The sequence below is a fragment of the Novosphingobium sp. BL-S-19 genome (assembly GCF_055521675.1).
Genome location: NZ_CM145497.1, coordinates 986193 through 1006540, shown reverse-complemented (window position 1 = coordinate 1006540; position 20348 = coordinate 986193). Strand labels below are relative to the sequence as shown.

Here is a 20348-nt window from a genome sequence, read left to right as displayed (position 1 = left end):
CCCGCGAAGGGATGGTGCCGGGGGAAGGCGCTTCATCTCACCAGTTCCACATCGTGCCGTCATCAAGGCGCGCCACGGGAAGATAGGCCGGCTTGTACGGATACTTCGCTGCCAACGCCTCGTCGACGTCGACGCCGTGGCCGGGGGTCTCGCCGCAGAGCAGCTCGCCCTTCTCAAAGCGGTAGTCGTGCGGGAACACCGCGTCGGTCTCTTCGGAGTGGCGCATGTATTCCTGGATGCCGAAATTGGGCACCCACGTATCGAAGTGCAGCGCCGTTCCCATGGTGACGGGTGAGAGGTCGGTGGCGCCATGGCAGCCGGTGCGGATCTGGTAGAGGCCCGCAAGGTCGGCGATCCGGCGCAGATGCGTCAGCCCGCCGGCGCCGACTATCGTGGCGCGGATATAGTCGATCAGCTGGTTCTGGATCAGGTCCTTGGCGTCCCAGATCGTGTTGAAGATCTCGCCCACGGCCAGCGGTGTCGTGGTGTGCTGGCGCACCAGCCGGAAGGCTTCCTGGTTTTCGGCAGGGGTGCAGTCCTCCAGCCAGAACAGCTGGAACGGCTCCAGCGCCTTGCCTAGCCGCGCGGCTTCCATCGGCGTGTAGCGATGATGCCCGTCATGCAGCAGGTGATGATCGAACCCGTATGTTTCGCGAAGCTTTTCGAACAGCTTCGGCACGTAGTTCAGCGCCTTGTGTGTATCCCATCCGGTTACCGAAGGCAGCGCCGCGTCGGCGGGCTCATAGTAGAGCTTGCCCCGGCCCACACCATAGGCATCGCGGATCCCCGGCACGCCGGTCTGGGCGCGGATCGCCTTGTAACCCATGTCGATATACTGGCCCACCGCCTCAACCGTTTCGGCGATGTCGCTGCCGTTGGCATGGCCGTAGACCATCACGCCGTCGCGGCTGCGGCCGCCCAGCAGCTGGTAGAGCGGCATGCCCGCCATCTTGGCCTTGATGTCCCACAAAGCCACATCCACTGCCGCGATCGCGCGCATCGTCACCGGGCCACGACGCCAGTAGGCGCCGCGATAGAGATATTGCCAGATATCCTCGATCCGGCGCGGGTCCATGCCGATCAGACAGGGCACCACGTGATCCTCAAGATAGGCGACCACCGATTTCTCACGCCCGTTCAGCGTGGCATCGCCGATCCCGTAGACGCCCTGGTCGGTCTCGATCTTGAGTGTGACGAAATTGCGCCCCGGGCACGTGACGATCACTTTGGCCGATTGAATTTTCATGTGTCGACTTGATCCCGGCTAGGTTAAAGCACGCTAGATTGCGTTGACCAGTTAGATAATATTGGTCTTACCACAACGATAAGGTGGAAAGCTATGGCAGGTATCATGGGGGCGAAGCCGCCGCTTGGAGCGGATCCGGCGGCCGACGATGACGGTCGGCTATACCGCCGCGTGGCCAAGGCGATGATCGCCGAACTGCAATCGGGAACTTATGCCGTGGGCGACCGTATGCCGGCGGAGCGCGATATTGCCATCGGCATGGGCGTAAGCCGGCCCGTCGTGCGCGAAGCCATGCTCGCGATGGAAGTACTGGGCCTTGTCGAGGCCCGGCTGGGTGCTGGCACATTCGTGATCCGCCTTCCCGGCGAAATCGACAATGAACCGGAATTCGCGGTCAGCCCATTCGAACTAGTAGAAGCCCGGCTGCTCATCGAGGGCGAGGCTGCGGCGCTGGCCGCGCGCCATATCAGCGATGAGGAACTCCAGCGACTGGAAGAACTCGTCAAAGCCATCCAGCAGGAGAACGCCGAGGAAAATGGTGGCGAGAATGCCGACATGGCCTTTCACATGACGATCGCCAGGGCCGGCAGAAACAGTGCCATTGCCCGGACTGTCGAACAGCTCTGGACCCTGCGGTCCACCTCGCCGGAATGCCGACTGCTGCTTGAGCAAGCCCGGACGGCCAATGTTAAGCCGGTCGTAGAGGAACACCGCGCCATCCTGACCGCGCTGCGACAGCGCGATCCCGTCGCCGCGCGTGAGGCCATGCACGCGCACCTCAATGCCGTGCTTCAGCACCTTCTCTTCGCTGTCGAGGAAGAGGCGGTCGCTGCTGCGCGCCAGTCGGTTGCCGCCACGCGCGAACGGTTCCTGCGCTCCGCCAAGGAAGTGTAGCCGCATCAATTCTCCGAACTGCGGGCCCCAGATGCGTTGTGCTCCGGGACCCGCCACCATTCAGGCCGCCATTCCGCCGTCGAGCAGCAATGTGCTGCCGGTCATGAACATGGCCATGTCCGATGCGCAGAAAAGAATGGCCTGGGCGATGTCATCAGCGAAGCTGACCCGGCCCAGCCGGCTGGACAGGCTTCAGCTTATGCGCCACAATGTCTCATAAACTAGCGCGATGAAGATCGGTTGCCGGGCACGAAAAGGCAGGCGAACTCTTGCCGAGCGCCACAAATGGGAGGGAAGGAATGGTTGCCAATCGCGTCGTCGTCGTCACGGGCGGAGCGTCGGGTATCGGGCTCGGCGTCTCGCGGCTATTCGCGAGCAAGGGCCACCCGGTGGCGATGCTCGACGTCCAGCAAGAAGCTTTGGAGCGCGAAAGTGAAGCGCTTCGGGCGCAAGGCGGGCGTATTGTCGCGCGAAAGGTGGACGTTTCCGATCGGGAGAGTGTGGACGCCGCCTACGCCGCCGTTCGCGAAGAACTGGGCCCGATCGCGATCGTGGTCGCCAATGCCGGCATTTCCGAAAGCATTCGCTTTCAGGACGTGACGGTCGAAACCTGGCAGCGCATGATCGACATCAACCTGACCGGCGTTTTCCATACGGTTCAGGCCGCCTTGCCCGACATGGTCGATGCCGGTTGGGGCCGTGTCATCACCATCTCGTCGCAGGCGGCGCAGTCCGGGGCATCAGACCGCGCGCACTATTCCGCCGCCAAGGCCGGCGTGATCGGGCTGACCCGTTCCCTTGCCCGCGAATTCGCCGGCCAGGGTATCACCGTCAACACCATCCCCCCTTCGGTCGTCGCCACGCCGATGGCCGAGGCCGGTATTGCAGCCGGAACCTTCCCGCCACTGGAAGTCATTTCCCAGCACATCCCGATCCCGCGACCCGGTACGCCGGACGACATTGCAGCGGCCTGCGAATATCTCGCTTCGGATGGCGCCAGCTACGTCACTGGCCAGGTACTCGCCGTCAATGGCGGCATGTTCATCGGATAAAGGCGGGTCTCCGGCGATAGCACCCCGGCAAGGCCGCTCGCCTCGCCGGGGGCCGTCCTCACGCCCGCTGCCGTGACTCCGCCGCGCTGACGCGTTTCGCATCGGACAGCGCCTGTTCCATTAGCGTTCAAGCGGCAAAGCTGGTCGATCGCGAGAGTTGATCCCAGGCACCCATTTCCGCCTTGATATCGTCCAGCTTGCGCTCGACCAGACCCAGCGCATCTTCTCCCAGGAACAGGCGTACCGGCGGGTTTTCGGCAGCGACCAGCGCCAGCAATGCCTGCGCAGCCTTGACCGGATCACCGGGTTGATGGCCGCTCTTTGCCTGGCGAGCGGTGCGAAGCGGATCCATCATGGAGTCATAATCGGCAATACTGCGTGCCGTGCGATCCATCGACCTCCCCGCCCAGTCGGTACGGAACTGTCCCGGGGCGAGCGTGGTTACCCGGATCCCGAAGCCCGTCACTTCCTTGCCAAGCGCCTCGGAAATGCCCTCAAGCGCAAACTTGCTCCCGCAATAGAACGATAGGCCCGGCATCGTGATGAAGCCGCCCATCGAGGTGACATTGACGATATGGCCGCTGCGCCGCTCTCGCATGGCTGGCAGTACGGCCTTCATCAAGGCGACCGGGCCAAAGACATTCGCCGCGAACTGGCGCTCAAGATCGTCCATGGAGGATTCTTCCAGCGCGCCTTCGTGGCCATAGCCGGCATTGTTCACCAATACGTCGATCGGCCCGGCCATCTGCTCGGCCTCGTGCACGGCTGCGGGGATCGCCGCGAGGTCCGTAACATCCAGCTTCAACGGAAATGCGCGATCAGCTGCGAGCGCTCCGAATGCCGCGGCATCCTCATCCCGCCGGACGGTGCCTATCACGCGGTGGCCCGCTTCCAGCGCGGCCTCGGCAAACGCCTGCCCCAGACCGGAACTGACACCCGTGATGAGGAAGGTTTTGTTGCGGGCATCTGCCATCGTTCACTCCAGACTGTTCGAATCAACTATATCATGATATAAATTTGCCATGACCGATATCAAGGCCCCCTCGCCCCTGAGAGGCGAACCGCTGCGTCACCGCGTTCTCAATGCTGCCGAACGCCTGATGCGCGAAGGAAAGGCCGATTTCTCGATGCGCGATCTCGCGGCCGAGGCCGGAGTGAGCTTTGCCACGCCGTTCAACCAGTTCGGCAGCAAAGTGGCGATCATGCATGCCCTTTCGGCGCGCAGGATCGACACGATGATAGAGCGCTTCCGCCAGGCGCCGCCCCTCGAAGACGTTCGGGACAGAGTTTTGCTTGCCACCAGGACCGCCGCTGCCGTGATGTTGGAGGAGCCGACCGTAAATCGCGGCGTGATGAGTTGGATCGGCACCGCCAGTCCTTCGCCGGGGCGGGTCTTTGCCAATTCGGCGGCTCTCTGGACACTGGCGCTGGGCGCCTGCGAAGGAATGCCCACGCAAGGCAAGGACGAAGCACTGCGTCTGCTGCCGCGACAGCTTGCCTTCGCGTTTCGCGGCGTCCTCTCGTTCTGGACCGCAGGGGAATTGGCGGATGACGCTCTCAGCCGGGAGGCCGAGGATTTGGCCGATACATTGCTGTCCCGCTTCGTTCGTCAATAAGGCCAGACGCCCTTCCCCGGAACGCGCGTGATGGGCAGGCGATTGCGGTTTCGCACGCCCTCGCTGCTCATCACGCTTGCGGATCGCTTACTTCGCGGCTCCCCCGGATTTACGGAAGCGTGTGCGGAAATCGGTAAGGTCGATCGTGAAATCGTCGGCCTTCATATATTCGGCGTCGGTCAGCTTAGGCTTTTCCTCTGCCTTGTACCATTTGGCGTAGTCTGGCGCGTCGACGCTGTTGACCTTGTAGTGCGTCGAATAAGTCCGAACTTTCACCTGGGGTACCTTGGCGCCCATGTCGAAGGTCATCAGCCGCAACCAGCCGTCGCCGATCCCCATGCCGGGCTCCAGCTTGGCTCCGGCGGCCTTGGCGGTCTGCGCGCGGTCCTGATAGTCCGCCAGCACCTGATAGACCGGATGGCCGAACCGGTTGGCATCCGTCCGGAAAGCCTGCGCGTGTTCATGGCCGCAAAGAACCATGAAAATCTGGTCGTTCTGGCTGATGAACTTGTCCCAGATCATCTGCGGGCTGTTGTCTTCAGGGTCCACCGCCGCATTGTCGATGATCGGATTGGGCAGACGGTTGCCGGCGGTATCGAGGAAGTCGTGCATCGACACGATGGTCGGCAGGCCGGGGTAACGCTTGATGATCTCCGCCGCCCATTTCAGCGAGTCATTGGGCGCATCGAACTGGAGGCCGATGTGCAGGAAGCGATAGCCGCCCGCCGTGAAGATCTGGGCACTGTCGGCACCGTCGTCATGACTGGCGACGTACCAGGACTGGCCCTTGAAGTACTTCGACTGGTCCGAAAACACCTTCTTCCAGTTGGACAGCCCGCCCGAATGCAGCATCCCCACATCGGCCGCACTGCGGACCTGCGCGGCGGGCGGATGGTTCGAATCCGTCCACATCGCGTCATAGTCATGATTGCCGGGGACGACCGAGAACGGCACTTTGCCCGCGATCATGTCCCAGCCCTGCCCGACGGTCGGCATTTCGACGGTATGGACCTTTTCCGTCGGCGCGAAGTGCGCATCCATCATCGGGTTCGGTGCGCGCTTGAAACCGCGTGCGGCGTGGTCCGGATCGATCATCAGCGACTGGTGCTGCCAATTGTCGCCAAGCCCGTCGACGAAAGCGATATCGCCGCCGGCGCTCTTCAGGTTGGCAGCAACGAAAGCCATCTGGTCGAGGAACAGCTTGCTGGCATCGAACGCAAAGCCTGCGCCAGTCTGATGCGTGTAATCGACATAGTTCTGCGTGTCGGGGATCACCGCGATGGTGAAGCTGTCGTCGGCCTTGTCCGCAGCCGAAACGGGCGCGGACGTAAGGGCGACGCCGGTCAGGCAGGTGCAAAGAGCGAGCAGGCGGGAAAGCGTGTTCATGAGTCTATGGCTCCGATGCATGTCAGGAAATGTCAGAACGAGAAGCGCAGCGTCGCGCCGTAAGTCGCCGGATCGCCGAAGAACGCGACGTAAGTCCCCGGCAGGACAGAGCCGTAGTTGAAGTAGTTGGTGGCGTACTTCTTGTCCGTGACGTTGCGACCCCAGACCGAGAGATCCCAGTTATCGTTGAGGCGCACACCCGCGCGCAGATTGAGCAGGCCGTAGCCGCCGGTGCGGGTCAGCGCGGAATCGTCCAGCGAACCGAAGTACTTCGACCGATAGGAGTATTCGGCACTGGCATAGCCGACGAGGCCGGATGCGATCTCATGCTCGTAGGAGCCGTTGATGCCGGCGGTCCACTTCGGCGCGCCCGCGATCGGGCGGCCCGAAAGGTCGCAGGTGGCCTGTCCGGTCGTTTCCACCGGGCATGGGCCTTCGGTATATTCGCGGTACTTGGCATCGTTGTAGGCAACGAAACCGTGGAGCGTGAAACCCTGCACCGGCCGCAGCGTCGCTTCGGCTTCCACGCCCTGCGTCCGGGCACTGCCTGCGTTGGTCAGAAGCTGAACGACCTGACCGCTCACTTCCATCAGCACGTTTGCCTGATAGTTGCGGATATCGGTGCGGAACACGTCGAGATTGACGGTCAGGGCATGGTTCAGGAAATCGCCCTTGATGCCGGCTTCATAGTTGGTCGCCGTCTCCGGCTTCACCTTGAGCGCGTCGGCGCCCAGTCCCGAAGGCGGCAGCGTGGTGTTGAGGCCGCCCGCCTTCTGTCCGCGCGAAACCAGCGCGTAGACCATCACCTCGGGGTTGAAGCGGTAGTCGGTGCTGATCAGGAACGACGGCGCAGTGTTGGAAATCCGCGCATGGATCGGCCCCGCCGCCTGCGATGCGAGCGCGGCAACCGGATCGCCGGTCGCCGTGCTGACCGGCACTGGGCGGGTCACCTCCTCCTGCTTGGTCTCGTATGTCACGCGCAGGCCGCCGGTCACGTTCCACTGCGGCGTCACGTGCCAGTTGACCTGACCGAAGCCGGCAATGCTGTTGGTTTCCGGCGCGGCATGCGTGTCCCAGCGCGTACCGTTGTAGGCAAGCAGAGTGGCCAGTGCGGCCGAGTAAGGCGCATAGGCCCTGATCGTCGCAGTCGGCATGCCCGCCAGCCACGCGGCAGCATCCTGGCCATAGGAGACGTACTGCGTGGTATCGACCTTCTGGTAGAAGTAATAGGCACCCGCCACCGCATCGAAGTTACCCATGCGCGGGAAGGCCAGCCGAACTTCCTGCGTAAACTGGTCGTTCTTGATGTGATAGCCGCCGTACATGACATCGGCGCTGCTGCCTTCGGTGTCCGATGCGCTGTCGTACTGCCAGTAGCGATAGGCGGTGAGCGAGGTCAGCGTGAAGCCGCTGCCGAAGTTCCAGTTGACCTCGGCCGAACCCGCGGCCTGACGGGTGCCGGTGCTGTAGGGGCCGCCGGCCGCGGTGGTCAGGCCGTCCGGATCGATGGCGAGAGTGGCGCCGGTGGCGTCCAGCTTGGTCTTGATCGCGGACGGGGTGAGGCCCCAGCTCGGGATCACCGTGACCGCCCCGGAACTCTGCTGCTCACGCGCATATTCGCCGATCAGGCGGATGCTGAGATCGGCAGAGGGCTTGTAGAGAAGCTGCAGACGCGCACCGCGCCGCCCCAGATCGCTGACCTTCTCGCCATTGGTGATGTTCCGGACGATACCGTCGCGCGTGGTGTCGTACCCGGTCAGCCGGAAGGCGAGATTGTCACTGATCGGACCGGTGACGGTGCCCTGATATTGCTGGTAGTTGAAGCGCCCGTAGGTCACTGCCGCGCGGCCACCCCAATCGAACTGCGGCAGTTCGGTGGTGATGTTGATCGCACCGGCAGTCGTGTTCTTGCCGAACAGCGTACCCTGCGGGCCACGCAGCACTTCGACCTGGGCGATGTCGATCAGGTCGGTGGCCGCCATGCCCGGGCGGCCGAGATAAACGCCGTCGATGAAGACGCCCGCGCTGTTCTCCAGGCCGTCGCTACCGGGATTGTTGCCGACACCGCGGATCGAGATGCTGGTCTGGTGGCCGTTGGTGACGACGACATTGGTGCTGGGGACGAGCTGGTTGAGGTCCTCCAGACGGATATGGTCGTTGCGGCGCAGATCGTCGCCGCCGATGGCCGTGATGGCGAGCGGAACGTCGCCGATCTTCTCCTTCACCTTACGCGCGGTGACGACGATATCGCCGCCGGAACCACTGTCGGCCGGAAGGGGCGCCGCAGGCGCCTCCTCGGCGTAAGCCTGGCCCACGCTCAGGGCTAGGAAACTTGAAAACACGGCGAATTTTCCGATCACGACCCGAATCCCCTTTTTACAATTCCGAAATACGGGACGAGCGTGTATCGTTATTCTGTGACAGATTTGTGAGACTGGATCGCGTAAAGGGGGAAGCGATGACGAATGAAACGGAAACGCAATCGCGTGGCCGCGGGCGCCCGCGTGACGAGGAAAAGGATGTGGCCATTGCCGAGGCCACATGGCGGATTCTGGCGGAAAAAGGGTATGAAGGGCTAACCTTCGAAGGCGTGGCGGAATTGGCCGGATGCAGCCGCTCCACGCTCTATCGGCGCTTTGCCAACAAGGCCGAACTGGTCGAAGCGATATTGGGCCAGACCTCGCGGCGGATCGAGCCGAAGACCGATGAAACGATGACCCCGCGCGAGGTGCTGATCGCGCATTCAAGCGCGCTCTGCACCTATATGGCGGGCGTGCGCGGGCCCGCCATGCTGATGATGTCGGTCAGTGCCGAACACCATCACGATCTCTCCGCCGCGCTGGCCCGGCATGGGGCCAATGAGCAGGCCTTCTACTTGCGCGAACTCGAACGCGCGCGACCGGGCACTTGCGAGCAGGTCCGCGACTTTGCCTTCAATACGCTGATCGGCGCGATCATCTTTCATGTCGCCGTATTGCGCACGACACCGACCGAGCGGCAGATCATCCGCCTCGTCGACGGCGCGCTGACATTGCTGGACATGGAGCCGGGATGAGAGACCGTTTGAAAATTCGCGAAACGCGAATTTTGGGGGAGCGGGCGGGCAAATCAGACCGCGTTGTTGCGCGCGATAAGGCCAAGCACCTTCGCTGATGGTTTTGGCGTTCGCGCAAACGTCGTGCGATCCAGGCTGTGCAGCCCGAACTGGGGCTTGTAGCCGAAGACCCACTCGAAGTTGTCCACCAGCGACCAGTGAATATAGCCGAGCACCGGCACGCCGTCGTCCATCGCGCGTTTCAGCTCGCTCAGCGCTGCGGGGATCAGCGCCACGCGCTTGCGATCATCGGCGGAGTTTATGCCGTGCTCGGTCACGATCACCGGCACACCGCTCACCTCATGCGCATATCGCACGGCGCCCGCCAACGATGGCGGATAGACTTCGGCACCCGCGTCGTTGGTCTCGCTGCCTGCCGGCGGAGGCAGGCGTCCCTTCTGGTTCCAGACCGCGCGTTCGTAGTTCTGAACGCCGACAAAGTCGTTACCGCGCGCCGCTTCCAGCCAGGGCCGATAGAGCTTGCCGCGCATGACATCGCGCAGGCTGTCACGCCCGGCCGCCTGATCGTCGATGATGGCAAGGCTGACGCCGACAGGAAGATCGCCGCGCACGCTCTTGATCGCCTCGCGGCCCCGCTTGTGACCGGCCAGCAGGTTCGCCTGCACAACCTGAGGATCGGCGACATAAAGCGGATTGCCCGGCAGAAACCGTGCGACTGCGTGTTCCTTTGCAGCGGCTTCCTGCATGGCACGATCCGCGCCAAGCAGGCGTTGGCCGATATCGCCAGGCAGCACGACGTCGAGCAGTCCGCTCAGGTTGGGCTCATTAAGTGTGGTGGCATAGCCTATGCCGCTTGCAAGGTGCCGGGCAGCCTTTTCACAGTAGCGCCCGAACAGTGCGGGAGCTTCCGCATTCGACCAGCCGCCTTGCGCCGCGAACCATGCCGGCGTGGTGAAATGGTTGAAGGTGACGAAGGGGGTCAGACCTCTCGCCCTGCACCCGTCGATCATCGCCTTGTAGTGATCGAGCATCGCAATGGAGAACTGGCCCTTTACCGGCTCGATCCGCGCCCATTCCAGACTGAAGCGATAAGTGTTGAGTCCCAGGCCCTTCACCAGATCGAGGTCGGTACGCCACAGCATGAAACTGTTGGCCGCGTCGCCCGACGGCTCGGCATAGACCGTCGGCGTCGCATGCTCCATCGCCCAGACGTCGCTGTTGACGTTGTTGCCTTCGACCTGATGCGCCGCCGTTGCCGCGCCCCAGAGAAAGCCGTTTGGGAAACTTCCGCCCTGCGGCAGGAGCGGTGCGGCTTTGGACGCTGACGCGATCATGCTTGCGGCGGTTGCTGCAGCGGCCGTTAACGCGGCGCGACGGTCCATAAAGGTCTCTCCCGTTGTTCGGCCATATCGGCTCTCACAACCATACTAGAACAATATTTCTAATTCTGTCTAGCCGGACAACGGCGCTCTCGGCATCCTCGACCGGCCACTTTCTAGAGCAGTTTCCGATCCGATTGCATCGGATCAACTGCTCTAAGCTTCTGGTTTGACGCATTTTCCGAGTCATCAGATGATTCCATCTGATTGGAAAATGCTCTAGCTGTCGCATAGGGACCGAGAATAACCGCAATGGCGCGCTGAGCTGCCGGTACACGCTGCCCTTCTGCGCGCAAAATCACGCAGAAGGGCAGCGTGTACCGGCCAGCATCGTATGCGGCTCAAAACTCGCGCGATAGCGTCAGGCGCCAGTTGCGGGGATTACCCGGGGTTACGCGATCGATCCCGCCGGTATCCGGGAAGTAGCGCTTGTCGAACAGGTTGGCGACGGTGACCTGGACGCCCCAGCCGTCGCGCTTGTACGACAGGCCGGCATCCACCAGCGTGTATTCCGGCAGCCAGAGCAGCACGGAGCCGTCCGGTTGCATCGAATAGATGTCGCCATTACGCTTGCTGTTGTAGGTCAGGCCCAAGGTCGCGCCAAGCCCGGCCAGCGGACCTTCGGGCACCTCGTACTGGGCAAAGGCGCCGATGTTGTGCTTCGGCACGTTGGAAAGCGGCGCGCCCACCGTGAAGAAGTTGTCCTTCGTCACCTTCGCATCGACGTAAGTGTAGGCGAAGTTGAGGCTGAACCCGGTGAAGGGCTGCCATTGCAGCTCCGCCTCGACACCGCGCGATCGCTGCTCGCCGGTGACCACGGAGAAGTCGAGATAGACCGGATCGGCCGTCGTCACGTTCTGGCGGGTAAGCTGATAGATGGCCAGACTGCCGCTGAGGCTGGTGCCTTTCGGCGCGAACTTCAGGCCCAGTTCGATGTTCTTCCCGCGCTCTGGCGGTACAGGGCCACCGATCGGATTACCATTGGCGTCAAAGCCGACGACCTGCTGGCTGTAGAGCTGCGGCACGAACGATTTGGACCAGCTGGCATAGGCATTCACGCCATCCGTCAGCTTTACCGTCGCGCCGATGCGCGGGCTGAAAGCGTGGTCCTTCTGGCCCGACGCCTCGGCCCAGTCATAGCGGCCGCCGAGCGTAAGGGTGGCGAGATCGCCGAATTTCAGGTGATCCTGCAAGTAGATCCCGGTCTGATGGGCCTTGCTGCCGCCGGGAGCGCCCTGCACGAAGCTGGTGTCCAGGATCTGGTCGTAATCGGGATTGGCGATGTTCAACGGGAAGTGGGTGGAATCGTAATCGCCTGCGCTGAAGTAGGTGCTGCGATTCTGGCGATAGTCCACGCCAGCGAGCCATTCGTGCGTGATCCCACCGGTCCTGACCGTGCCCTTGAGGCGGCTGTCGACCGCAAAATCCTTGTCCGTGGCGTTATAGGGGCCGTAGAAGTAGCGGCCGATGGTGTCGGTCGGCGCGTCGGAATAATTGCCGTCCGCATCGATGAACCCGGCGGCGAACATCGGTTCCAGTACTCCTTGCGATGCGTGTAACGCAGCGTCTGCGAGAAACTGATGGCATCGCTGAACCGGTGATCGAAGATGTAGCCGATCTGGTACCGGTTGCGATTGTTGACGACGCGCTGGCTGCCGGCGTTGTTGATCGAAAAGTCTTCGGGAATGGGAACCACGCCGGGCAGTACCGTGCCGTAGGCGGGCACCGGCGATATCGGATTGTCGTGGTCGCGCTGGTAGCGTCCCAGCACGGTCAGCGTCGTGTCCGGCCCGGGCTTCCAGGTCACGGCGGGGGCGGCGAAGATGCGGTTGATGCCGGAATTGCGCACGAAGCTGTCGGCATCGCGATATGTCAGGTTGATGCGTGCCAGCAGGGTTCCGCTGCTGTTGAGCGGGGCATTGGCGTCGACCGTGCTTTCGATCAGATCCCACGACCCGGTCGAGACGGTCGCTTTCACGAAGGCATCGTTCTGCGGACGCTTGCTGACCAGATTGATGAGGCCGCCCGGCGGAGCCTGCCCGAAGAGCATCGAGGATGGGCCCTTCAGCACCTCGATCTGTTCGACCGCGGACAGCTCCTGATTCAGGCCGACACCGGCCTCGTTGATCAGCCCGTCAAGATAGACGCTGCCATAGGCCGCGTCGAAGCCGCGGATCGTGTAGGCGTCATAGAACCCGTACGTCGTGCTGCGCGATACGCCGGCGACGGTGCGGAGCGCTTCGGACAGGCGAGTGACGCCCCTCGCTTCGATGTCCTGGGCGGAGACGACCGAAATGGCCTGCGGCGTTTCCAGCAGCGGAATGTCGCTCTTGCCCGCCTCGACAGGCGCATCGAGGCGCGTGCCGGTCACCAGGATGGACCCACGCTCGCTTGAGTCCGCTTCCTGTGCGTGGGCAGCCGATGCGCACGCGATCGCAGATGCGGACAGGCCGAGCAGAGCTAAATATTTCATGACTTCCCCTCATTTTTGCCAGCTCGTTACAGGTAATGCGAATTAATTGCAATAATGGCGAGCGCCGCTAGGATAGCCCCCTCACCGCCGCGGATTTCCGCCAGCTTGGGAAGGCCGCGGCGCCGGGTTTGACGGCAAGACGCGTTTTGCGTTGGATGCCGATCAGCTGGAGAGCGGCAAAATGCGCATCGCAATCGGGGCAAGATCATGACCTTTCCAGGCCACATAGAGACGGTCGCCGCGCTTGAAGCCGTAGTCGGCACGACGCCGCCCGCCATGCATCTCAAGGTGATCGACCACCTCGATGCGGGCGCCCTCCGGTGGATCTCGCGCTCGCCGGTGGTCTTTGCCGGCTTTGGCAGCGGGGATCGGCTGCAGATCACGACAGGCGGCGGAGCGGCGGGATTTGGCGGCGGCGATCGGCATGAATTGCGCCTGCCGCTTGCTATGCTCGACAATCCGGCTCTGGCGATACCCGGCACTGCGATGGGCGCGTTGTTCTTGCTGCCCGGCGTGGGCGAGACTTTGCGCGTGAACGGCAGAGCGACGGCCGTCGACGGAGAAACGGCGCACATCGCCGTGCATGAATGCTACGGCCACTGTGCGAAGGCGATGATCCGATCACAGTTCTGGAACGCGGCGCCCATCGACACGCCCGACATGCCGGCACCATTCGTCGATGCGTCCCGCTTCGTCGCGCTGGCAACCATGAGCGGGCAAGGCTGGGCCGATCTTAGCCCGAAAGGCGATCCTGCAGGCGGAATGGCCGAGTTGGATGGCGACACGCTATGGTTCACCGATCGCCCGGGCAATCGCCGCGTGGACAGCTTTCGCAATATCATCGAACAGCCGCGTGTCGCCTTGGCGCTTCTGGTACCGGGCTCCGCAACGATCGTCCGTGCGCATGGACGCGCGCGTCTTTCGACCGACCCGGTCGTTCGAGATCGTTTTGCCGTTCAGGGAAAGACGCCATTGCTGGCCATCGGTGTCGATATCGAAGACCTTGAGCTTTACCGGAGCCCGGCGCTGTCGCGCGCGGCATTATGGCCCGTCACTCCCGAAGAGGGCATCAAGCCGACGGACCTGTTCGTCGAGCATATAAAACTCAACAAGACCAAAGGCATCGGCGCCGCTCTGGCACGGGCCACCATGGGCGTGCCGGGGATGAAGGGGTTGATGCAAAAGGGATTGGATCAGGACTACAAGGACAACCTGTACTGACCTGATCTTCGGCAGCCCAGTATAGCCATGAACCGCCTCATCGTGCATCCACTGCGCCTTGGACAAATCATGGGATCGGCAATTTCACCCCTTACATGCTGATCGCATAAGTCATGAACAGGCACACGCCCACCATCAGCGCCATCGCCAATATGAAGCTTACGTCTGCGATCTGCTCGAATACGTGGAGCCGGCGTTCGGGCACGGACCGGAGAGCAAAGTAGGCGAACAGCGTGGCGACCAGAAACAGGATGGCATCGAGGGAGAGCAGATCGTCGGCAAACGTCTGCGTGCCCTGAACCGCGATTTTGATTTGCAGGATGCCGATGGCGGTAAGGCAGACGCCCACCATGGCCGCCGCGATCGGGCAGATCATCCGGCATGTACGCTCGTCAAGTTTCGGATCGGACATCGGCAATTCCCAGCTTCCTGGCAGTCTTGCATACAGTTTTGCATACAAGAGGATCGGCTGGCACTTCAAATCTCGGGAAGATGCAGCCAGATGGCCAAGGCGCTCAGCACCATGTTGACCGCCAGCGCCGCCAGGATCAGCCCCATCACCCGCCGCAGCAGATTGGCGCCGCCCGTGCCGATAACGCGGTGGATCAAGGAACTCATCAGCAAGGCGCACAGCAGGAGAGTGCAGATCACGGCGAGTGCCAGCAGCGTCACCAGTTGAGCGGAAAAGTGGCCGCGCTGGTTATCGATCAGCAGAACGATCGTCAGCAGCGATCCCGGCCCGGCGATGATCGGCGTCGCCACCGGATAGATCGCGACGGACAGGTCGCCGTCTCCCGTCGTCACAGGTGGTGCATGGCCTCCCAGCACCATCGTGATCGCGAAGACGAAGAGAATGAGGCCACCTGCGATCTGGAACGACAGCAGCGAAATCCCCATGGCGTGAAGGATGATCTGGCCCAGCATCCCGAAGCAGGCGAGCAGGCCATAGGCCACACCCACGCCGATCAGCGCCACGCGGCGCCGTTCGGCCGCATTCAGACCGGCGGTGGCGCCCAGAAACAGCGGCACGTGGCCGATCGGATCCATCACCGCCCACAGCGTGGTCAATTGCGTGATCAGCAGCAGGTAATCCTGAAGCATCGCACCAGTCCCCTTCGATCCGGTCCTGGCGGACTATACCGCAATCCGGCCGCGGCGCGCGCCCCGCATCTGCCGCTGACCGCGCATGAATGGCCAGGCGAACTTTCAGGCACAAAAAAAGGCGGGACGGCCGCAGCCGCCCCGCCCCATGGGTCCGGGAATCCTGGAGGAGGGATGGACCCCCGGAGGTATCAGTACTTCACGCGGACACTTGCACCGTAGAACTTGTCGTCGATGCGAATGTCATGCGGGAACGAGGGGCGGTCGAAGTAGCTGTAGTACTTCGAACCGTTCACATTCACGCCGTCCACGCTGACAGTGATATTCGGGGTCACGTCATAGCCGATCGAGAAATCGAGGCGGCCGTTCGACTTGACCTTGTTGAACTGGCTGGTGAAGTCCGAACCCGTAAGCGTTCCGACACCGAACAGCGTTTCGTTGTAGCCCGATCGCCAGGTGTAAACGATGCGCGCGGTGATGCCGTACTTCTCGTAAAGCGCACCGGCGGTGTAGCTGTACTTCGAAACGCCCAGCAGATTCTTGCCTTCCAGCGGGTCGTCCGGAGTGGTGACCTTGCTGTCCGCCAGCGTAAAGGTACCGATCGCGCCCAGACCGTCGAAGCCCTCGGGCAGGAAGTCGAAGAACACCTGGCCGGCGACTTCGACGCCCTTCAGGTTCGAGGAACCGACGTTACGCGGCTGGGTGATCAGGTAGGTGTAGCCATTGATCTCCTGGATAGAGGTCGACGGCGCCACGCGATCCTTCAGCTTGCGATAGTATCCCGCCACGGTGATGTAGCTGGAACGGCCGAAGTAGTATTCGGCCGTCAGGTCGAAATTGTCCGAAATCTGCGCCTTGAGATCGGGGTTGCCGCCCGAACCCGCCAAACGGATGTTCGGATTGCCGACAGGCGAGGCCAGCGTCAGGCCGGGGTTGAGATCCCCGAAGGCCGGGCGCGACATGGTCTTGGCGTACGTACCGCGGAACTGCAGCGACGGCGTCGCACGGAAGCGGATGCTGGCATTCGGCAGCGCGTAAACGTCGGTGGTATCACGCGTCACCGGGATGAAGACGTTACCCACTTGCGAGGTGCCATCGATCGTGCGGTTGGTGCGCACGACGCGCAGGCCGACAAGGCCGTCGATGGAGGAAGCGCCCAGATCGACCTGATACTTGCCCTGCATGTACGCCGCGAAGGTCTTTTCCTTGGCGTCGTAGTTGCGGGTCGGATCCCAAGCCGGGTCGCCCGCCGGGGCGCCGTAAAGCGCGCGCAGTTCGTCCGTGTTGTTGAGCAGGTAGTCCGGATTCGGCGTGTACCAGTGCGATCCGTTGTTGATGTACGGGATCGAGTCAGGCGAACGCACCAGGAAGTCCGAAGGCAGGCCGGCGACCGAAGAGACCAGCGTGCCGCGATCCGGCCCCGGGAAAGCCGGGCCACCGGCGACGGCGCGGAACGTGCCGGCACGGTCCGAATAGCGAGCGCCGATCTGAACTTCGCGCAGGAAGTTGCTGTCGATGTCGAAGGTGGAGTCCAGCTTGAACGCGTACTGGCGGCTGTTGGACTTGTTGAGGTCCTGGAACAACGTGTTGGCGAACACGAAGCCATCCGGCGTGCTGAGCGGATCGCCCTGCATCACGGTGGTGCCGTGGCCATTGTCGTTCACCAGCACGTCCATCGAGGTGCCGTGCTTGGCGATGTCGACGATGATCGCGCGGTTCGCGTTCTTCGACTGGATGTAGCTGCCATCGAAGACGAGGTGGATGGTGTCGGTGTTCCACTTCACGCCGCCGCCCAGCACATACTGGTCAGTGCTCTGCTTCTTCGCCTGGGTGCTGGTCAGCGCATCGACGCCGTTGAACGTCGCGGACTGGCCGATGCACAGGTTCTCCGGCACATCGTTCGGACCGGGGTTGGGATTGGCGAAACCTGCGCCGTCCACGTAAGCCGAGAAGCAATCGCTGCCGGCAACCGCGTTGGTGATCGAATTGCCCGCGAACAGGTCGCCAAAGATGAAGTTGGTGGCGAACTTCGAACGGTATCCGGTGTAAAGGCCGTCAAGATAGACTTCCAGTTCCGGCGTCACCTTCCACTGGAACGCGGCATTGACTTGCGGACGGGTGTTGTGGCCGGTGTCGGTCAGGCCGCCCACGCAAGTCGGCAGCACCATGTCGGCGGCGCCGGCCGGGCCGTGGTTGCTCGAACGCGGATCGCAGTTGAACGAGATCGGGCGGCTGAAGTTGTTGCGGCCATAGGACGCATCGACCAGCAGGCCCATTTCGCCGTCGCCCGCATCCCAGCGGTTCGAGATGAGAACGCCGCCGGTATAGCTGGTCTCATCGGACACGGTGCCGTGATAGACGCGGCCGTTGGCGGCAACGGTAAGGCCCTTGTCGAAGTTGAAGGGCTTCTGCAGCTTCATGTCGATGACGCCGGCAACGCCGCCTTCGATCAGGTTGGCGGTGTTCGACTTGTAGACGTCGATGCCGCTGACGGCTTCCGCCGGCAGATCCTGGAACGAAAAGCCACGGCCCACGCCGGTGAAGATCTCGCGACCGTCCAGGGTCGTCAGGATATCGCCGATGCCGCGAATGATCGGGGACTGGATTTCGTTGTTGAAGCCGTTCTGCACCTGCACGCCGGCAACGCGCTGAAGCGCCGAGGCGACCGAAGTGTCCGGCAGCTTGCCGATATCTTCCGCGACGATCGAATCGACGACGTTGTCCGAATTCTTCTTGATGTTGCGCGCGGCTTCAAGGCTGGCGCGCTGGCCGGAGACGACGATCTCGTTGCCGGCATCTTCCGGCGACGGCGAAATGCTTTCCTGCGCATAGGCGGGCGCACAGGCAAGGAATGCCAGCGCCGACGACGACAGGACGAGCGAGCGGGTAAAGTGGTTCATGATCCTCCCTCACAACAACCGGCTCCTTCAGCGAGCCTTGAAAGCGCTCATAACTCCGGCAATGTTGTCCGACAAGACATATTTGTACGATAAATAGGTTGCACGTTAAAATGCCCGATGGTAGCGGCATCCAGGCAACGCCCCCGCGCGGGATCCGCACATTTCCTGCGGCACCCGCGAAGGCATCGGGCAAACTATGGGGAGGCGAACATATCATCCGCTGAAGACGCCAGCGCCGGCCGCACCATGAAGCTGCGCTCCCGCGCGTGGTTCGATGACCCCACCCATCCGGACATGACCGCGCTCTATCTGGAACGCTATCTGAACTACGGCCTCTCGATAGAAGAGATGCAATCGGGGCGTCCGATCATCGGGATCGCGCAATCGGGCAGCGATCTTGTGCCCTGCAATCGCCATCACCTGGTACTGGCCGAACGGATCAAGGCGGGCATTCGCGATGCCGGCGGCATTCCCGTCGAGTTTCCCAGCCATCCTTTGCAGGAAACCGGAAAGCGGCCGACGGCCGGGTTGGACCGCAATCTTGCCTATATCAGCCTGGTCGAACTGCTTTACGGCTATCCGCTGGACGGGGTGGTGCTGACGATCGGCTGCGACAAGACCACGCCTTCCGCGCTGATGGCGGCGGCAACCGTGAACATCCCGGCGATCGCGCTGTCGGTCGGCCCCATGCTCAACGGCTGGCACGAAGGCAAGCGCACCGGCGCCGGCACGATCGTCTGGAAAGCGCGCGAGATGCTGGCCAAGGGTGAGCTGGACTATCAGGGTTTCCTGAAGCTGGTCGCCTCCGGATCGCCTTCCACCGGCTATTGCAATACGATGGGCACGGCCACGACGATGAACTCGCTGGCCGAAGCGCTTGGCATGTCGCTGCCGGGTTCTGCCGCGATCCCCGCGCCCTATCGCGATCGCCAGGAATGCGCGTGGGAAACGGGCCGCGCGATCGTGGAGATGGTAGCGGCTGATCGCAAACCCTCCGACATTCTGACCCGTTCGGCCTTCCTCAATGCGATCCGGGTCAATTCCGCGATCGGCGGCTCCACGAATGCGCCGATCCACCTGAATGCCATCGCCCGCCATATCGGCGTCGAACTGACGCTGGAGGACTGGCAGCAGCATGGGGCCAGCGTGCCGCTGCTGGTCAATCTCCAGCCGGCCGGCGAATATCTTGGCGAGGATTACTACCGGGCCGGCGGCGTGCCCGCCGTCATGGCCGAACTGAACAAGGCGGGGCTGATCGACGGCAGCGCGCTAACGGCCAATGGCCGCACCGTGGCCGAAAACCTCGTGGATGCCAGGATCGTCGACGAAGACGTCATCCGCCCCTTCGAGCGGCCACTGAAAGAGGCGGCCGGCCTCACCGTGCTCACCGGCAACCTGTTCGATGGCGCGGTGATGAAGCTTTCGGTGATCTCCGAAGAGTTTCGCAGCCGGTACCTGTCCAATCCCGAACAGCCGGATGTATTCGAAGGCCGCGTCGTCGTTTTCGACGGTCCGGAAGACTACCATCACCGCATCGACAACGCCGATCTCGGCATCGACGAGAATACCATCCTGGTCATCCGCGGCGCCGGCCCGGTTGGTTATCCGGGCGGGGCGGAGGTCGTGAACATGCGCCCGCCGGCCGCCTTGATCCGTGCCGGCGTTCACGCGCTGCCCTGCATCGGCGATGGGCGGCAGTCCGGCACCTCGGGCAGCCCGTCGATCCTCAATGCCTCGCCCGAAGCGGCGGTGGGCGGCGGCCTTGCCCTGCTCCGCACCGGCGACCGGGTGCGGATCGATCTGGCCAACTGCCGCGCCGACATGCTTGTGGACGACGCCGAAGTGGCCCGGCGCCGCGCGGATCTGGCAGAGATCGAGCGCGCTGTCACACCGGAATCGCAAACCCCGTGGCAGGAGATCCAGCGCGGCCTCGTCGGTCAGTTCGCGACGGGGGCGATCCTGGAAGGCTCCGAGAAGTACCAGCGCATTGCCCAGACGCGCGGCTTGCCGCGCGACAGCCATTGA

General features: G+C 62.8%; 16 protein-coding genes and 1 pseudogene. 6 read left to right on the top strand and 11 right to left on the bottom strand.

All coding sequences use genetic code 11. The features are described from left to right. Positions 1–37: 37 nt before the first annotated feature. On the bottom strand, positions 38–1246 hold the full coding sequence (gene manD, locus ACZ1JV_RS04290) for a D-mannonate dehydratase ManD (RefSeq protein WP_465148596.1): 1209 nt from the start codon (positions 1244–1246) through the stop codon (positions 38–40). Positions 1247–1339: 93 nt separating this feature from the next. On the opposite strand from manD, the gene ACZ1JV_RS04285 reads away from it, so the two are divergent. Further along, positions 1340–2140, top strand: a complete 801-nt coding sequence (locus ACZ1JV_RS04285) for a FadR/GntR family transcriptional regulator (RefSeq protein WP_465149740.1) — start codon at positions 1340–1342, stop codon at positions 2138–2140. A 60-nt stretch (positions 2141–2200) separates the two neighbouring features. On the opposite strand, the gene ACZ1JV_RS04280 is transcribed toward ACZ1JV_RS04285, so the two are convergent. Next, positions 2201–2278: a hypothetical protein gene (locus ACZ1JV_RS04280; RefSeq protein WP_465149773.1), complete on the bottom strand. Its 78-nt coding sequence runs from the start codon at positions 2276–2278 to the stop codon at positions 2201–2203. Positions 2279–2439: 161 nt separating this feature from the next. Between ACZ1JV_RS04280 and ACZ1JV_RS04275 the strand changes: the two genes are divergently transcribed. Further along, on the top strand, positions 2440–3192 hold the full coding sequence (locus ACZ1JV_RS04275; RefSeq protein ID WP_465149739.1) for an SDR family NAD(P)-dependent oxidoreductase: 753 nt from the start codon (positions 2440–2442) through the stop codon (positions 3190–3192). A gap of 127 nt (positions 3193–3319) precedes the next feature. Here the strand turns inward: ACZ1JV_RS04275 and ACZ1JV_RS04270 are convergent, their stop codons facing one another. Beyond that, positions 3320–4165, bottom strand: coding sequence for an oxidoreductase (locus ACZ1JV_RS04270; protein WP_465149738.1), 846 nt, complete (start codon positions 4163–4165; stop codon positions 3320–3322). Between the two features lie 49 nt (positions 4166–4214). Between ACZ1JV_RS04270 and ACZ1JV_RS04265 the strand changes: the two genes are divergently transcribed. Continuing rightward, the gene (locus tag ACZ1JV_RS04265) at positions 4215–4808 is read left to right on the top strand and encodes a TetR/AcrR family transcriptional regulator (RefSeq protein ID WP_465149737.1); all 594 of its coding nucleotides are present in this window, start codon (positions 4215–4217) and stop codon (positions 4806–4808) included. An 87-nt stretch (positions 4809–4895) separates the two neighbouring features. Here ACZ1JV_RS04265 and ACZ1JV_RS04260 read toward each other — a convergent pair whose 3' ends face one another. Next, entirely contained in the window at positions 4896–6194 is a 1299-nt protein-coding gene (locus tag ACZ1JV_RS04260) for a metallophosphoesterase family protein (RefSeq protein WP_465149736.1), read from the bottom strand. A gap of 32 nt (positions 6195–6226) precedes the next feature. After that, positions 6227–8554, bottom strand: coding sequence for a TonB-dependent receptor (locus ACZ1JV_RS04255; RefSeq protein WP_465149735.1), 2328 nt, complete (start codon positions 8552–8554; stop codon positions 6227–6229). 98 nt (positions 8555–8652) lie between these two features. Between ACZ1JV_RS04255 and ACZ1JV_RS04250 the strand changes: the two genes are divergently transcribed. Next, positions 8653–9249: a TetR/AcrR family transcriptional regulator gene (locus ACZ1JV_RS04250; protein ID WP_465149734.1), complete on the top strand. Its 597-nt coding sequence runs from the start codon at positions 8653–8655 to the stop codon at positions 9247–9249. A 53-nt stretch (positions 9250–9302) separates the two neighbouring features. Here ACZ1JV_RS04250 and ACZ1JV_RS04245 read toward each other — a convergent pair whose 3' ends face one another. The 3 genes and pseudogenes from ACZ1JV_RS04245 to ACZ1JV_RS04235 all read right to left on the bottom strand — a co-directional run. Then, entirely contained in the window at positions 9303–10631 is a 1329-nt protein-coding gene (locus tag ACZ1JV_RS04245; protein WP_465149733.1) for a glycoside hydrolase family 1 protein, read from the bottom strand. A 338-nt stretch (positions 10632–10969) separates the two neighbouring features. Then, on the bottom strand, positions 10970–12157 hold the full coding sequence (locus tag ACZ1JV_RS04240) for a TonB-dependent siderophore receptor (RefSeq protein WP_465149732.1): 1188 nt from the start codon (positions 12155–12157) through the stop codon (positions 10970–10972). A 551-nt stretch (positions 12158–12708) separates the two neighbouring features. Then, a pseudogene (locus ACZ1JV_RS04235) lies at positions 12709–13101 on the bottom strand (TonB-dependent receptor plug domain-containing protein); the annotation flags it as partial. 276 nt (positions 13102–13377) lie between these two features. On the opposite strand from ACZ1JV_RS04235, the gene ACZ1JV_RS04230 reads away from it, so the two are divergent. Next, positions 13378–14322 (top strand): pyridoxamine 5'-phosphate oxidase family protein, encoded by a 945-nt coding sequence (locus ACZ1JV_RS04230; protein ID WP_465149731.1) that lies wholly within the window; start codon positions 13378–13380, stop codon positions 14320–14322. Between the two features lie 91 nt (positions 14323–14413). Here ACZ1JV_RS04230 and ACZ1JV_RS04225 read toward each other — a convergent pair whose 3' ends face one another. The 3 genes from ACZ1JV_RS04225 to ACZ1JV_RS04215 form a co-directional block, all read right to left on the bottom strand. Then, positions 14414–14734 (bottom strand): hypothetical protein, encoded by a 321-nt coding sequence (locus tag ACZ1JV_RS04225; RefSeq protein ID WP_465149730.1) that lies wholly within the window; start codon positions 14732–14734, stop codon positions 14414–14416. Between the two features lie 65 nt (positions 14735–14799). Further along, positions 14800–15423 carry a MarC family protein gene (locus ACZ1JV_RS04220; RefSeq protein WP_465149729.1) on the bottom strand — a complete coding sequence of 208 codons (624 nt, stop codon included), beginning with the start codon at positions 15421–15423 and terminating at the stop codon, positions 14800–14802. 191 nt (positions 15424–15614) lie between these two features. Next, positions 15615–18323, bottom strand: a complete 2709-nt coding sequence (locus tag ACZ1JV_RS04215) for a TonB-dependent receptor (protein WP_465149728.1) — start codon at positions 18321–18323, stop codon at positions 15615–15617. 246 nt (positions 18324–18569) lie between these two features. Between ACZ1JV_RS04215 and ACZ1JV_RS04210 the strand changes: the two genes are divergently transcribed. Continuing rightward, positions 18570–20348: an IlvD/Edd family dehydratase gene (locus tag ACZ1JV_RS04210; protein WP_465149727.1), complete on the top strand. Its 1779-nt coding sequence runs from the start codon at positions 18570–18572 to the stop codon at positions 20346–20348.